This window comes from Nguyenibacter vanlangensis (assembly GCF_038719015.1).
GTDB classification, from domain to species: domain Bacteria; phylum Pseudomonadota; class Alphaproteobacteria; order Acetobacterales; family Acetobacteraceae; genus Gluconacetobacter; species Gluconacetobacter vanlangensis.
Map to the genome: position 1 here is coordinate 4,281,680 of NZ_CP152276.1, position 14,655 is coordinate 4,296,334.

The following is a 14,655-nucleotide window of genomic DNA, read 5'->3' on the forward strand; positions in this document are numbered from 1 at the left end:
GACGGAGAGGGGACGAAGAAAAGGGATGCCGTCGGACCGCCCCGGCAAGCGCTCCCGAAGCCAAAGCGCGAAAATCTTCATGAAAAAGCAGTGTTTTCTTTCTGTTATCGCTCTTTGCTCTGGACGGGTTCCAGAAAATGGCCATAAAGTCGGCCGACAATACGGGGTTGCACACGGGGGAACGGGTGGTGGCCGATAGTTCAGTGCTGTACCACAAGCGGGGATGGTTCGCGCGCCTGCGCCGCGGCCGCGCGCTACGCGTCTCCCTCGGCCTGTCCGCCGGCTATATCGCCGTCATGGCCGGCTTCGCGCCCCGCGCCCATGCCCAATATGTAGGGCAGATCAGCTCGATCGTCATGGACGCCCGCACCGGCGCGGTCCTGTCCCAGTCCAGTCCCGATCTGCAGCGCTATCCCGCCAGCCTGACCAAGCTGATGACGCTGTACCTGGCATTCAAGGGGCTGCGGACCGGCCAGATCACCCTGGACCAGACGGTGCCGGTCTCGGCCCACGCGGCGTCGATGGAACCATCCAAGCTCGGGCTGGTGCCGGGTACCTATCTGACGGTCGAGCAGGCGATCCTGGGCCTGGTGACCAAATCCGCCAATGACGCGGCCTGCGCGCTGGGCGAACTGCTCGGCGGCGGGAGCGAGGACCGGTTCGCCGACCTCATGACCGGCCAGGCCCGGACCCTGGGCATGACCCGCACCATATTCCGCAACGCCTCCGGCCTGCCCGACCCCGACCAGATGACCTCGGCGCGCGACCTGGCGCTGCTGACGCGGCAGATCATCACCGAATTTCCGGAATATTATCATTATTTCTCGGTGCCGGCCTTCTATTTCCATGGCCGCCAGGTCCCCAACCACGACCCGATGCTGCGCATCTATCCCGGCGCGGACGGGCTCAAGACCGGCTATACCGCCATTGCCGGACGCAACCTGGTCACCTCGGCGATCCGCGACAATGTGCGGCTGATCGGCGTGGTGCTGGGCGCGCGCTCCAACCCGCAGCGCAGCGCGATCATGGCCAGCATCCTCGATGACGGGTTCCGGGAGGAGGGCGTGGCCGATGTCCGTCGTCCGCTGGTGCTGGCGCGCGCGCGGCGCGGCCGCGCCGCCATGATGCTGGCGGCCGCGTCGCGCGGCGGCTATGCGGGGCCCGAGCAGGTCGCCGAACTGCCCGCCGCGCCGCATCGCCGCGGGGTGGCCCATCACGGGCGCGGCCATGCCGTCTCTCACGTCTCGCCCCATGTCGTCCACATGATCGTCGCGGGTCATGCGGCGCATCGCCGGCACGGGCATAATCACGGCTGACCCCCGCCGAATGGGTCGGGCGGGACGCGCGCCCTTGCCTTGGCAGAATGTCCCGCGCATTTATCCCCCATTAAGGGCGCCGTTCCGCGGCTGCATTGATGGGTACGAAGGGACAACGACATGGACGGGGATACGGACGCACGGCGGGTCATTCTGCACACGCCGGAGGATTTCGCCGGCATGCGCGCGGCGGGCCAGTTGGCGGCGCGCACCCTGGACATGATCGTCCCCCATGTCCGCGCCGGCATCTCGACCGGTGCGCTGGACCAGTTGATTCATGATTTCATGATGGATCATGGCGGCGTGCCGGCCACCCTGGGCTATCGCGGCTATCCCAAATCCAGTTGCATCTCGCTCAACCATGTGGTCTGCCACGGCATTCCGGGCGAACGAATCCTGCAGGACGGCGACATCCTGAATATCGACGTGACCGTGATCCTCGACGGCTGGTACGGCGATACCAGCCGCATGTTCACCGTGGGCGCCATCCCCCGCCGTGCCGAGAAGCTGATCGACGCGACCTACAAGGCCCTGATGCTCGGCATCGCCGAGGTGCGGCCGGGCAGGACCCTGGGCGATATCGGCCATGCGATCCAGGTCTATGCCGAATCGCACCGTTTCTCGGTGGTGCGCGATTTCTGCGGCCACGGCATCGGCCGCAGCTTCCATGCCGCGCCGAACGTGCTGCATTACGGCCGTCCGGGCCAGGGGCTGGTGCTGCAGCCCGGCATGTTCTTCACCATCGAACCCATGCTCAACGCCGGCCGCCCGGACGTGAAGGTTCTGGATGACGGCTGGACGGCGGTCACGCGCGACCGGTCCCTCTCGGCGCAGTTCGAACATATGCTGGGCGTGACCCAGGACGGGTGTGAAATCTTCACCCTGTCTCCCGCCGGGCTGGACCATCCGCCCTACGACCCGCCGGCCTGACCGGCGCTTTTTCCTCTTCCCCACGTTCGAAGGATAGATGATGCGCATTTCCATGCTGCGACGCCGTATTGCCGCGACCTTGCTGGCGGGCTCCATGCTCGCGGGCGGCGGGCTTTCCGCCCGGGCGGCGCCGGTCCTGCAGAATGATGCGCTGACCTTCGGTCCGGCCGGCTCCGTGGCGGGGTCGACCCTGGCGCCGCTGGCCCCGGCGGTCGGCGCGCACGGGATGGTGGTGTCGGCGCAGCATCTGGCGTCGGAGGTCGGTGCCCGCATCCTGGCCCAGGGCGGCAACGCCGCCGACGCGGCCGTCGCGGTGGCCTATGCGCTGGCCGTCGTCTATCCGGCGGCGGGCAATATCGGCGGCGGCGGGTTCATGACCCTGCGCACGCCCGACGGCCACGCCGTCTTCATCGACTTCCGCGAACACGCGCCGCTGGCCGCCACCGCCACCATGTTCCAGGACGCCAAGGGCGCGGTCATCCCCAATCTGTCGATCCTGGGATGGAAGGCCGTGGGCGTGCCGGGCACCGTCGCCGGAATGGACCTGGTGCTGCATCGCTGGGGCCACCTGACCCGCCAGCAGGTCATGGCCCCGGCCATCGCGCTGGCGCGCGACGGGTTCGTCCTGGGCGAAGGCGACGTGCAGTTGCTCGACACCTCGACCGCCGATTTCGCGCGCGACCCCCAGGCGCGCAGGATCTTCCTGCGGCCCGACGGCTCGCGGTTGCAGGCCGGCGACCGCCTGGTGCAGGCCGACCTTGCCAGGACATTGTCGCTGATCGCCCGCGACGGCGCCGACGCCTTCTATCGCGGTCCCATCGCGGCCGACATCGTCCGGGCCAGCCAGGCGGGCGGGGGCATCCTCCAGCTTGCCGATTTCCGCAGTTACGCGCCGCGAATCCTGGCGCCGCTGACCTGCACCTATCGCGGCTACCATATCGACACCGCGCCCCCGCCCAGCGGCGGCGGCGTCGCGCTGTGCGAGATCCTGAACATCCTGTCGGGCTATGACATGGGCCGGCTGGGCCTGCACACCGCCCCCGCCATCCAGCGCGAGGTCGAGGCCATGCGCCACGCCTATGCCGACCGGCAGGACCTGGGCGATCCGGCCTTCGTCCATAATCCGGTCCAGCACCTGATCGATCCGGCCTATGCGGCGCAGGTCCGCGCCGGCATCCCGACCGACCACGCCTTGTCCTCCGCCGCCCTGCGCCCCGGCGAGGCCCAGCCCGAGAAGACCGAAACCACCCAGTTCTCGGTCATCGACCGCAAGGGCATGGCGATCTCGGTCACCTACACGCTGAATGGCTGGTTCGGCGCCAAGGTCATCGGGGGCGGCACCGGCATGTTCATGAATGACGAGATGGACGATTTCTCGTCCCGTCCGGGCGTGCCCAACATGTTCGGCATCGTCGGCAGCCAGGCCAACGCCGTCGCCCCCGGCAAGACGCCGCTTTCGTCCATGTCGCCCACCATCCTGTCGCGCGGCGGCCGGCCGGTCATGGTCATCGGCAGCCCCGGCGGCTCGCGCATTCCCACCATCGTGCTGTCGGCGATCCTGGGCGTGGTCGATTACGGGCTGGACATCCAGCAGGCGATCGACCTGCCGCGCATCCACGAGCAATGGCAGCCCACCCATGTCGAGGTCGAACAGGGCGCCCTGTCCGACGCGGTGGCCGCGACCTTGAAGCGCGAAGGCTATGACATCGCCCCCCATGCCCCGTGGGGCGTGGCCGAAGGCATCCTGGTCGGCGCGCCGCGCCTGGGCACCGGCAAGCCGGGCGACGGCCGCTATTACGGCGGGTTCGACCGCCGCCATCCCGGCGGCGCCGCAGTCGGTGAATGACGGTCGGCGAATGATGGTCGGTGAATGATGATGGGGGCCGGCGCGTCCGGTCCCCTCTCACCCGGGCCCGTCGCCCAGCCAGTCGTCGATCATCCGCCGGGCGATGGTGGTGGGCGAGGGCAGGGTAAAGCCCAGCGCCGCGTGATTGCGCACCTCGTCGCGCCCCAGCCACCGCGCCTCGGCGATCTCCTCGCGGTCCAGCCGCAGCGCGTCGCCCTGCGCGATCGCGGTAAAGGCCAGCATCAGCGCGCCGGGATAGGGCCAGGGCTGCGCGGAATGGTAGCGGATGCTGCCGACCAGCACCCCGGTTTCCTCCAGCACCTCGCGCGCCACCGCCTCCTCGGGGGTTTCCCCCGGCTCGACGAATCCGGCCAGCGCCGACATGGTGCGGCTTTCGGGGCCGAATCGCGTGCCCCGCGCCAGCAGCACCCGGTCCTGCCAATGCACCAGCATGATCACCACCGGGTCGGTGCGCGGAAAATGCAGGTGCGTCGGGTCGGCGGTGCAGACCAGGCGGTGCCCGGCCTGGTCCGCCTGGTTCGGCGCGCCGCAATTGCCGCAGAACTGGCTGTGGGCGCGCCAATGCGCCATGCCCCGCGCCTGAGCCAGGATGGCGGCCTCGTCGGCGGGCAGCAGGCCGGCGATCGGCCGCAATTCGCGAAACGTGCCGCGCGCCCTGGGAAACATCAGCTCCGGATGGTCCAGCAGGCTCAGGTCCAGCATGAACAGCGGCCGCTCGTCCAGATAGCCCAGAAAGACCCAGTTCGCCTGTTCCAGGAATTCCGGCGTCATCATCGTGGCGCGCCGCGTCGGCAGCTCGATCCGCGCCGATTCGGTGCCGTCCTGGATGATCAGGTGCCGGCCGCGCCAATACGGCACGAACAGCGTTTCCCCCCCCATCAGGTAGAACGCGATGCGCGCCGCGTCGCCGCGATCCTGCGCCCCCCGGTCCACCGGACTGCCGGAATAGAAATTTCCACCCTTCCGGCCGGGCCTGTACGGGGTCATCATCATGGCCTGCCTCTTCGTCGCCTCTCCCTCTTGTGCCCTACACCCGGTTGCGTGTTAAGAAGGCGCCGGGAGATCGGCGATGGACGGACGCCTTGCCAACCCGGTCAGGTCCGGAAGGAAGCAGCCGCAGTGAGTTTCGTCCGGGTCATCAGTCCGGTCTCCCACCCCGGCAAGCCTGCCTTCGCCGCCATCGCCCGTCGCGCCGCCCCGGTGCGGGTGTCACGCTCAGTTCGGAACCCGTAATGACCGTTTCTTCGGATCATGACAATTCCGAGGATTCGGATCTTCCCGCGCCTCCCGACGACGGTCCCGGCCTGTTCGGCGACATGCCCGCGTCCCCCGCGCCGCCGCCGGCCGCCGCCCCGTATCGCGTGCTGGCCCGCAAATACCGCCCCACCACGCTTGACGACCTGATCGGCCAGGATTCCACCGTCCGGATCCTGCGCAACGCCTTCGCGCTGGGGCGCGTCGCGCATGCCTTCATGCTGACGGGCGTGCGCGGGGTGGGCAAGACGACCACGGCCCGCATCATCGCCCGCGCGCTGAACTGCGTCGGGCCCGACGGCACCGGCGGCCCCACGGCCGATCCGTGCGGCGTGTGCGCCAACTGCGTCGCCATCCTGGCCGACCGTCACCCCGACGTGCTGGAGATGGATGCGGCCTCGCGCACCGGCGTCGACGACGTGCGCGAGATCATCGAGGCCACGCGCTTCCGCCCGATGCAGGGGCGCATGAAGGTCTTCATCATCGACGAAGTCCACATGCTCTCGCGCAACGCGTTCAACGCGCTGCTCAAGACGCTCGAGGAACCGCCGCCCCAGGTGACCTTCGTCTTCGCCACGACCGAGCTGCGCAAGGTCCCGGTCACGGTCCTGTCGCGCTGCCAGCGATTCGACCTGCGCCGTGTGCCGCAATCCGACCTGGCCGCGCATTTCGACCGGATCGCCCGCGCCGAGGGCGTCGTGTGCACGCCCGACGCGCTGGCCCTGATCGCCCGCGCCGCCGACGGCTCGGTGCGCGACGGGCTGTCCCTGCTGGACCAGGCCATCGCCCAAGGTGCCGACACTCAAGGTCATGATGCCCAAGGTCATGACGCCCAGGGTGCGGAAGCGAAGGGCGTCGTCGGTGCCGAACGCGTGGCCGACATGCTGGGCCTGGCCGATCGCGGCCGCGTCTTCGACCTGCTCGAGGCCGTGCTGGCCGGCCGCCCCGATCAGGCGCTCGCCATCACGGACGAGGCCCATGCCCGCGGCGCCGATCTCGGCGTCATGCTGGGCGACGTGCTGGAACTGGTCCACACCGTCTCGCGCCTCAAGGCCGTGCCGGCTCTGCGCCACGCCCCCGACCTGCCCGAGGCCGAGCGCGAGCGCGGCGGCGCCCTGGCCGACCTTCTGTCGGTGCCGGTGCTGGGTCGCACCTGGCAGATGCTGCTGAAGGGCCTGTCCGAGGTCGAAATGGCTCCCGACCGGCGCGAAGCCGCCGAAATGATCCTGATCCGCCTCTGCTACGTCGCCGACCTGCCGCCGCCGGGCGAACTGGTGCGCCGCCTGACGGGGGGCGAGGACGGCGATCGCGCCGGCCCCGGCGCGCCCGCCGGCTCGTTTTCCGGTCCGGCTTCTGCCCCCGCCCCGGCCCCCACCCCCGCCCCGGCGTCCGGCAGCCACTCGGCCCCCGGCCCGCACGCAGGCGCCGCGGCACAGGTCACGGCCCGTGGCGGGCTGCGGATGGTGGCCAATGGCGGCGTGCGACTCGCCGACCCGCTGCCCGAACCCGCGTTCCAGCCCGAACGGCAGCCCGCCGAAACGGCATCCCCGCCGGAAATCCAGCCCCCTCCGGAAGCCCAGCCCACGGCGCTGGCAACCTGGCGGGAGGTCGTGGCCTTCGTCTCGGGGCGCGACGCCATGCTGCACGGCCATCTGCGCCACTCCACCCATCTGGTCGCCTTCGCGCCGCTCCGGGTCGAGATCCGGGTCGATCGCGGCGGCCTGCCCGGCCTGACCCGCCGACTGGAAACCCTGCTGCGCCGCGAAACCGGCCAGGACTGGACGGTCCACGCCTCGACCGCCGAAGGCCAGCCGACCCTGGCCGAGCAGGGGGCGGAAATCATCGAATTCCACCGCGCGGCGGCCGAGGCCCATCCCCTGGTCCGTGCGATCTTCGCCCGTTTCCCCGACGCGGTCATGGGGGCCGTGACCGATCATTCGCTTGACGATTACGGCCTGCCGCCCGAAGAGGCGTCATCCGCCGTACTGGCGCCGGATCTGGAATTCGCACCCCTCGATGCCGAACTGGTGGACGAGGACGATTTGGACGCGAACGACGACAGGTAAGGAGACGACACCGATGAAGAATCTTGCCGGCCTGATGAAACAGGCGAGCCAGATGCAGGCCCGCATGGAAGAAATGCAGGCCAAGCTGGAAACCATGACGATCGAAGGCAGCGCCGGCGCCGGCATGGTCCATGTCACGCTGAACGGCAAGGGCGACATGAAGGCGGTCAAGATCGACCCCAAGCTGGCCGACCCCGAGGAAATGGAAATGCTGCAGGACCTGATCGTCGCGGCCTGCGCCGATGCCCGCAAGCAGTTGGACGAGCACGCGTCCGAGGAAATGAAGAAGGTCACGGGCGGCATGAACCTGCCGGCCGGCCTGAAATTCCCGTTCTGAGTCCGCGCGGACGACCAGGGCGGACCATATCAGGCGGACCATAAGAGGGCGGCGCACCCGATGGGCGGCACGGATATCGAACGGCTGATCGCGCTGTTGGCTCGCCTGCCGGGCCTCGGTCCCCGCTCGGCCCGCCGGGCGGCGCTGGCCCTGCTGCGCCAGCCGCAGGCCCGCATGCTGCCGCTGGCGCAGGCCATGGAACAGGCCGCGCGCTCGGTGCGGACCTGTTCGTCCTGCGGCAATCTCGACACGCGCGATCCCTGCACCATCTGCACCGATCCGGGGCGCGACGCCGGCATGGTCTGCGTGGTGGAAACGGTGGGCGACCTGTGGGCGCTGGAACGCGCCGGCGTGCATCGCGGCGTCTATCAGGTCCTGGGCGGCACGCTCTCGGCGCTGTCGGGCATGGGGCCCGACGACCTGAATGTCGCCCCTCTGCTGGCCCGGATCGCGCAGGGCGGCGTGCACGAGGTCATCCTCGCCCTCGGCGCCACGGTTGACGGCGCCACCACCGCGCACTGGCTGCAGGATCGCCTGGCCGGCTCCGCCGTGGCGGTCAGCCGGGTGGGGCAGGGCGTGCCCATGGGCGGCGCGCTGGACGTGCTTGATGACGGCACGCTGGCCGCGGCCCTGATGGCACGGCGCCCGGCATGACTCCCGGCATGACTCCCTGGCCCGTTCCCGCCGCGATTCCCCGCGTCGCCCTGATCACCGGGGGGGCGGTACGGCTGGGCCGCGCCATTGCCCTGGCCCTGGCCGACGCGGGCTTTTCGATCGCCATCCATTACCGCGCCAGCGCCGGACCGGCGCACGGTCTGATGGCCGAGATCGCGGCGCGGGGCGGCAATGCCTGCGTGCTGGGCGCCGACCTGGCCGACGAATCCCAGGTCCAGCCCCTGGTGGGGCAGGCGCGCGCGGCGCTCGGCCCCGTCGGCGTGCTGGTGAACAATGCAAGCAGCTTCGAACGCGACGAATGGGACGACGCCACCCGCGCCGGATGGGATGCGCATCTCGAACCCAATCTGCGCGCCCCCTTCGTGCTGATGCAGGAATTCGCCCGTCAACTGCCGCAGGGGGGGCAGGGCATGGTACTGAACATGCTGGATCAGCGCGTCTGGTCGCTGACCCCGCATTTCGTCACCTATACCGTGTCGAAATCCGCGCTCTGGACGCTGACGCGCAGCATGGCGCTGGCGCTGGCGCCGCGCGGCATCCGGGTCAACGCCATCGGTCCCGGCCCGGCCCTGCCCAGCGCGCGGCAGACGGCGGAACAATTCGCCCGGCAATGCGCCTCGGTCCCGCTGGGGCACGGCACCAGTCCGGACGAGGTCGCGCGCGCCGCGCTGTCGCTGCTCTGCCTGCCCTCGGTGACCGGCCAGATGCTGGCGCTCGATGGCGGGCAGCACCTGCAATGGTCCCCGGCCGCCACCGGCCACCCCCCCGAGGAATAAGGCAGACCGCGATGTCCATCTTTCCCGCATGGCCGGACCGGCCGCCGCTGCGCCGCGTGTTCCTCAAGGACATGGTGCTGCACGCCAATATCGGCATCTATCCGCACGAACAGGGCGTGACCCAGCCGATCCGGATCAATATCTCGTTCGGCGTGCCGGACGAGGCCGGCCTGACGGTCGGCCGCGACGATCTCAGCCGCACCGTATCCTACGAACGGATCGTGCTGATGGTCCGCCGGATCGTCGCCGAGGGCCATGTCCGGCTGGTCGAGACCCTGGCCGAGCGCATCGCCGCCGGCGTACTGGCCGACGAACGGGTCAGGATCGTGCGCGTGCGGGTCGAGAAGCTGGATGTCTTCGACGATCTCGACGCCGTGGGGGTCGAGATCGAACGAAGCCGGCCGCCGGCCTAGAGTCGTATCCGTTCACACTGGTTCACGGATACGGCTCTAGATCATTGTTTTGGCGAGCATCTTTATCCGATCAGATGATTCCATCTGATCGGATGATGCTCTAGCTGCGGCCGGTCCGGCGGCGAACCGCCCCTCCGCCATGGCGGAGGGGCGGCCGGTCAGTTGTCGTTGTCGTCGCTGTCGGTGCTGACGTCGATGTCGGCGCTGATCTCGTCGTCATCGTCGTCCAGGTCCGACGTGTCTTCCATCACGTCGTCCTCGCCGGTGTCCTCGTCTTCCAGGTCCACCGCGGTATCGATTTCGTCGCCCCGCGCCTGGTCGCTCGGGCTGGCGGGCGCGGCATCGGGCAGGCGCCGCAGGCGCGGCACCTCGACCGGCTGTTCGGTGCCGCATTTCGGGCACACCGCCGGGTTCTTGTTCAGATCATAGAAACGGGCGCTGCAGGAGACACAGACGCGCTTGGTGCCGAGGGTGGGCTGGGCCATCTTGAACCTGTCGATCCTGAATGGTGTGGGACGAACGCTGCGGCGAGAAGCGGCACAAGGCGGAGCCCCATGCCAGCTTGAGCGCCGCCTGTCAAACCGCGATTCGCACCGGGATTCAATCGTGATTCAAAACGCGCCCCCGGGGCCCGCGCCGCGCGGTCGTCCTTTCGTCGTTTTTTTTCGGCTGGTTTCGTCACGCCGGTGATTGACTTCGCCCCCAACAATCCGGAAGTGGATGGCCCCATGGATACCGTGCATGCCCCCGCCCCGCGCCCGCTGACCGTCCGTGCCCCGGCGGCGCCCCTCTCCGGCTCCGTCGCGGTTCCGGGCGACAAGTCGATCAGCCACCGCGCCCTGATGTTCGCGGCCCTGGCAAGCGGCGAGACCCGGATCTCCGGCCTGCTGGAAGGCGAGGACGTGCTGCGCACCGCCGACGCCATGCGCGCGCTGGGCGCGCGGGTCGCCCGCACCGCGCCCGGGGCCTGGCAGGTGACGGGGCAGGGACTCGGCGCGCTGGCCGAGCCGGCCGACGTGCTGGACATGGGCAATTCCGGCACGGCCGCCCGCCTGTTGTCGGGCATCCTGGCCAGCCACGGCATCTTCTCGGTCATGACGGGCGACGCCAGCCTGCGCGGCCGGCCGATGAAGCGCGTCACCGATCCGCTCTCGGCCACCGGCGCCACTTTCCTGTCGCGCGCCGGCGGCCGCCTGCCGCTGGCGATCCGGGGCACGGCCGATCCGGCGCCGCTCTCCTATCGCCTGCCGGTCGCCTCGGCGCAGGTCAAATCCGCGATATTGCTGGCCGGGCTGAACGCCGCCGGCACCACACGGGTCGAGGAACCGGTCGCCACCCGCGACCATACCGAAAACATGCTGCGCCATTTCGGCGCCCAGGTGACGGTCGCGCCGCTGGGCGCCGGCGGCCGCACGATCACCCTGGCCGGCCGTCCCCGGCTGGTGGCGCGGGACGTCGCGGTGCCGGGCGACCCGTCCTCGGCCGCGTTCGTGCTGGTCGCGGCCCTGCTGGTGCCGGGCTCGTCGGTCACGGTGCGCGGGGTGGGGCTGAATCCGCTGCGCACCGGGCTGTTCACCACGCTGCGCGAAATGGGCGCGGACCTGCGCCTGTCCAACGAACGGACCGAGGGCGGCGAGCCGGTCGGCGACCTGACCGCCGTCGCGGGGCCGCTGCGCGGGGTCGACGTCCCGGCCGACCGCGCGCCGTCGATGATCGACGAATATCCGATCCTGGCGGTCGCCGCCGCCCATGCCGCCGGCCCGTCCCGCTTCCGCGGGCTCGAGGAACTGCGCGTCAAGGAAAGCGACCGCCTGGCCGCGACGGTGGCGCTGCTGCAGCGCAACGGGGTCGCGGTCGACGTGGTCGGCGACGACATGCTGGTCACCGGCACCGGGGGCGCCGTGCCCGGCGGCGGCAGGGTCGAAACCCGCATGGACCATCGCCTGGCCATGAGCGCCACGGTCCTCGGCCTGGTCGCCGCGGCGCCCGTGTCGGTGGACGATACCGCCTTCATCGATACCAGTTTCCCCGGCTTCATCGATCTGATGAACGAAATCGGCGCCGCGCTGACGCCATGACGGCACGCAAGCTCATCATCGCGATCGACGGACCGGCGGCGGCCGGCAAGGGCACGCTGGCCCGCCGCCTGGCCCAGGCGCTGGACCTGCCCTATCTGGATACCGGCCTGCTCTATCGCGCGGTGGGGCGCCGGATGCTGGATGCCGGGCTGGACCCGGAAAACCACCCGGCCGACGACCAGGCCCGGCGGATCACCCTGGCCGACCTCGAACGCGACGATCTGCGCGTGCCCGAAATCGACCGCGCGGCCAGCCTGGTCGCCGCCCAGCAGAAGGTGCGCGCCATCCTGGTCGATACCCAGCGCGATTTCGCCCTGGCCGGCGGCGGGGTGCTGGACGGCCGCGATATCGGCACGGTCATCTTCCCCGACGCGCCGGTCAAGCTGTTCATCACCGCCTCGCCCGCCGCCCGGGCGCGCCGCCGCTGGGAACAATTGGCCGCCGACCCCGCCGCCCCGGACCGCGAGGCCCAGATCGCCCGCGTCGCCGCCGAATTGCAGGCCCGCGACACCGCCGATGCCGGCCGCGCGGTCGCCCCGCTGCGCGCGGCCGAGGACGCGGTGCATATCGACACCGACCACATGACGGCGGGCGAGGTACTGGCCGAGGCGCTGCGTATCGTCCGCGAACGGACGGGCTGCCCCGGGTCGGACTGCCCCGGCTCGGATTGCTCCGGGACGGGTCGCCTCCGCGCCGTGTGATCGGCGTTCCGCCGGTTTTCGGGCATCCGGCGTCCGGTTTGTGTTGACAGACCGGGGGGCGAGGGTGTCTGTGCAATCCACGCGTCGAGGCCGCCCCCCAGGGCGTTCCCCCAAGGGCATTCCATAGGGCATTCCCCCAGGATATTCCCATGAGGTAGCGGCGCGCCGTTTTTCATCGGCCGTCAGGCATGTCGCGGCACGGGCCGCGGATACAGCCGGGCAAGTCGTTCCGTCCGATCGGTGTGACGGTGCGCATGACTTCCGGTCCGCGCCGCGGTGCCGGATACGGGATCTACAGGTACCTCATGGCTTCAGCCACCTTACAGCACGCCACCGACCATTTCGGCGGCGAAGATTTCGCGACCCTGCTCGACGAGACCCTGGGCCGCGACACCGCGTTCGACGGTTCGGTCGTCACCGGCCGCGTCGTGCGCCTGACCGACGAATTCGCGATCGTCGATGTCGGCCTCAAGAGCGAAGGGCGCGTGGCGCTCAAGGAATTCGGCCCGCCGGGCGTCAGCCCCGACGTCAAGCCGGGCGACGTGATCGAACTGTTCGTCGAGCGGTACGAAGATCGCGACGGCTCGATCGTGCTGTCGCGCGAGAAGGCGCGTCGTGAGGAAGCCTGGACGAACCTCGAAAAGGCGTTCGAAGGCAACCAGCGCGTCAACGGCACGATCTATGGCCGCGTCAAGGGCGGCTTCACCGTCGATCTGGGCGGCGCGATGGCCTTCCTGCCGGGCAGCCAGGTCGATATCCGTCCGGTGCGCGACGTCACCCCGCTGATGGGCGTGCCGCAGCCCTTCCAGATCCTGAAGATGGACCGCGCCCGCGGCAACATCGTCGTCTCGCGCCGCGCGGTGCTGGAAGAGACGCGTGCCGAGCAGCGCAGCGAACTGATCCAGGGCCTGAAGGAAGGCATGATCCTGGACGGCGTGGTCAAGAACATCACCGATTACGGTGCGTTCGTCGACCTGGGCGGCGTGGACGGCCTGCTGCATGTCACCGACATCGCCTGGAAGCGCATCAACCATCCCTCCGAGGCCCTGCAGATCGGCCAGCCGGTCCGCGTGCAGGTCATCCGCTTCAACCCGGATACGCAGCGCATCTCGCTGGGCATGAAGCAGCTCGAGGCCGACCCGTGGGAGAACGTGGCGATCAAGTATCCGCCCGGTGCCCGCTATTCCGGCCGCGTCACCAACATCACCGACTACGGCGCGTTCGTCGAGCTGGAGCCGGGGGTCGAGGGCCTGGTGCACGTCTCCGAAATGTCCTGGACGAAGAAGAACGTCCATCCGGGCAAGATCGTCGCGACCTCGCAGGAAGTCGACGTCATGGTCCTGGACGTGGACAGCGCCAAGCGCCGCATCTCGCTGGGCCTGAAGCAGGTGCAGCGCAACCCGTGGGAGCAGTTCGCCGAAGAGCACAAGATCGGCTCGACGGTCGAGGGCGAGATCCGCAACATCACCGAGTTCGGCCTGTTCATCGGCCTGTCCGCGGACATCGACGGCATGGTCCACATGTCCGACCTGTCCTGGGACGAGCCGGGCGAGGTCGCCATGACCCGCTTCGAGAAGGGCCAGGTGGTCAGCGCCAAGGTGCTGGACGTGGATGTCGAGAAGGAACGCATCTCGCTGGGCATCAAGCAACTGCATGAAGACCCCGCCGCCGACGCGCTGGGCCGCGTGCAGAAGGGCGCGGTCGTCACCTGCATCGTGACCGCCGTCCAGTCGAACGGCATCGAGGTCAAGGTCGATGACGTGCTGACCGGCTTCATCCGCCGCGCCGAGCTGGCGCGCGACAAGGCCGACCAGCGCCCCGAGCGTTTCGCCGTGGGCGAGCGCGTCGACGCCAAGATCGTGTCGGTGGACCGTGCGGCCCGCAAGCTGGCCCTGACCATCCGCGGCCGCGAGGTCGAGGAAGACAAGCAGGCCATCAACGAGTACGGCTCGTCCGACAGCGGCGCCTCGCTGGGTGACATCCTGGGGGCCGCGATCCGCCGCCGCAACGCCGAGGGCTGATCGCCGCCGGCGGGCAGCGTCTCGCAGCAGGACAAGGGGGGCGGCGCCGGTCACGGCGCCGCCCCTTTTCTTTTTCATGGTCCGCTTGACGCGCCGCCCCAGGGTGTCCGATTCCGGACAGACCGTCCGTCTTCGGACAGAAGACGCCTAGGTGTCAGAATTTATATATACTTATCAATAAGATAAAATCGTCCGAAAATGCGGTAAAGTGTTTCTCGCGA

General features: G+C 69.5%; 13 protein-coding genes and 1 other RNA gene. 12 read left to right on the plus strand and 2 right to left on the minus strand.

Annotation, left to right across the window (positions count from 1 at the left end; all coding sequences use genetic code 11):
* The first annotated feature begins 188 nt into the window (after nucleotides 1-188).
* The 3 genes from AAC691_RS19985 (at nucleotide 189) to ggt (ending at nucleotide 4,092) form a co-directional block, all read left to right on the plus strand.
* Nucleotides 189-1,316 (plus strand): D-alanyl-D-alanine carboxypeptidase family protein, encoded by a 1,128-nt coding sequence (locus AAC691_RS19985; RefSeq protein WP_408906026.1) that lies wholly within the window; start codon nucleotides 189-191, stop codon nucleotides 1,314-1,316.
* A gap of 120 nt (nucleotides 1,317-1,436) precedes the next feature.
* The gene (gene map / locus AAC691_RS19990) at nucleotides 1,437-2,246 is read left to right on the plus strand and encodes a type I methionyl aminopeptidase (protein ID WP_176641556.1); all 810 of its coding nucleotides are present in this window, start codon (nucleotides 1,437-1,439) and stop codon (nucleotides 2,244-2,246) included.
* 94 nt (nucleotides 2,247-2,340) lie between these two features.
* Nucleotides 2,341-4,092, plus strand: a complete 1,752-nt coding sequence (ggt, locus tag AAC691_RS19995; RefSeq protein ID WP_408906115.1) for a gamma-glutamyltransferase — start codon at nucleotides 2,341-2,343, stop codon at nucleotides 4,090-4,092.
* A 57-nt stretch (nucleotides 4,093-4,149) separates the two neighbouring features.
* Here the strand turns inward: ggt and nudC are convergent, their stop codons facing one another.
* On the minus strand, nucleotides 4,150-5,106 hold the full coding sequence (gene nudC, locus AAC691_RS20000) for an NAD(+) diphosphatase (protein ID WP_342628225.1): 957 nt from the start codon (nucleotides 5,104-5,106) through the stop codon (nucleotides 4,150-4,152).
* A gap of 65 nt (nucleotides 5,107-5,171) precedes the next feature.
* Here nudC and ffs point away from each other — a divergent pair.
* The 6 genes from ffs to folB all read left to right on the plus strand — a co-directional run bounded on the left by ffs (nucleotide 5,172) and on the right by folB (nucleotide 9,634).
* An RNA gene (ffs, locus tag AAC691_RS20005) (signal recognition particle sRNA small type) lies at nucleotides 5,172-5,268 on the plus strand.
* Nucleotides 5,269-5,345: 77 nt separating this feature from the next.
* A complete protein-coding gene (locus tag AAC691_RS20010) occupies nucleotides 5,346-7,433 on the plus strand; it encodes a DNA polymerase III subunit gamma/tau (RefSeq protein WP_342628226.1) in 2,088 nt (695 codons plus the stop codon).
* 13 nt (nucleotides 7,434-7,446) lie between these two features.
* Nucleotides 7,447-7,770: a YbaB/EbfC family nucleoid-associated protein gene (locus tag AAC691_RS20015; protein WP_176641753.1), complete on the plus strand. Its 324-nt coding sequence runs from the start codon at nucleotides 7,447-7,449 to the stop codon at nucleotides 7,768-7,770.
* A gap of 60 nt (nucleotides 7,771-7,830) precedes the next feature.
* Complete coding sequence (gene recR / locus AAC691_RS20020) at nucleotides 7,831-8,424, plus strand: recombination mediator RecR (protein ID WP_323990332.1); 594 nt, start codon at nucleotides 7,831-7,833, stop codon at nucleotides 8,422-8,424.
* Between the two features lie 8 nt (nucleotides 8,425-8,432).
* Entirely contained in the window at nucleotides 8,433-9,221 is a 789-nt protein-coding gene (locus tag AAC691_RS20025) for an SDR family oxidoreductase (protein WP_342628227.1), read from the plus strand.
* 11 nt (nucleotides 9,222-9,232) lie between these two features.
* Complete coding sequence (gene folB / locus AAC691_RS20030; RefSeq protein WP_342628228.1) at nucleotides 9,233-9,634, plus strand: dihydroneopterin aldolase; 402 nt, start codon at nucleotides 9,233-9,235, stop codon at nucleotides 9,632-9,634.
* Between the two features lie 158 nt (nucleotides 9,635-9,792).
* Here the strand turns inward: folB and AAC691_RS20035 are convergent, their stop codons facing one another.
* Nucleotides 9,793-10,119: a TIGR02300 family protein gene (locus AAC691_RS20035; protein WP_342628229.1), complete on the minus strand. Its 327-nt coding sequence runs from the start codon at nucleotides 10,117-10,119 to the stop codon at nucleotides 9,793-9,795.
* Between the two features lie 243 nt (nucleotides 10,120-10,362).
* Between AAC691_RS20035 and aroA the strand changes: the two genes are divergently transcribed.
* The 3 genes from aroA to rpsA all read left to right on the plus strand — a co-directional run bounded on the left by aroA (nucleotide 10,363) and on the right by rpsA (nucleotide 14,434).
* Complete coding sequence (gene aroA, locus AAC691_RS20040) at nucleotides 10,363-11,712, plus strand: 3-phosphoshikimate 1-carboxyvinyltransferase (protein WP_342628230.1); 1,350 nt, start codon at nucleotides 10,363-10,365, stop codon at nucleotides 11,710-11,712.
* On the plus strand, nucleotides 11,709-12,413 hold the full coding sequence (locus AAC691_RS20045) for a (d)CMP kinase (RefSeq protein WP_342628231.1): 705 nt from the start codon (nucleotides 11,709-11,711) through the stop codon (nucleotides 12,411-12,413). Before aroA ends, AAC691_RS20045 begins: the two co-directional genes overlap by 4 nt.
* Nucleotides 12,414-12,718: 305 nt before the next feature.
* A complete protein-coding gene (gene rpsA / locus AAC691_RS20050; protein WP_176639900.1) occupies nucleotides 12,719-14,434 on the plus strand; it encodes a 30S ribosomal protein S1 in 1,716 nt (571 codons plus the stop codon).
* The last annotated feature ends 221 nt before the right edge of the window (nucleotides 14,435-14,655 follow it).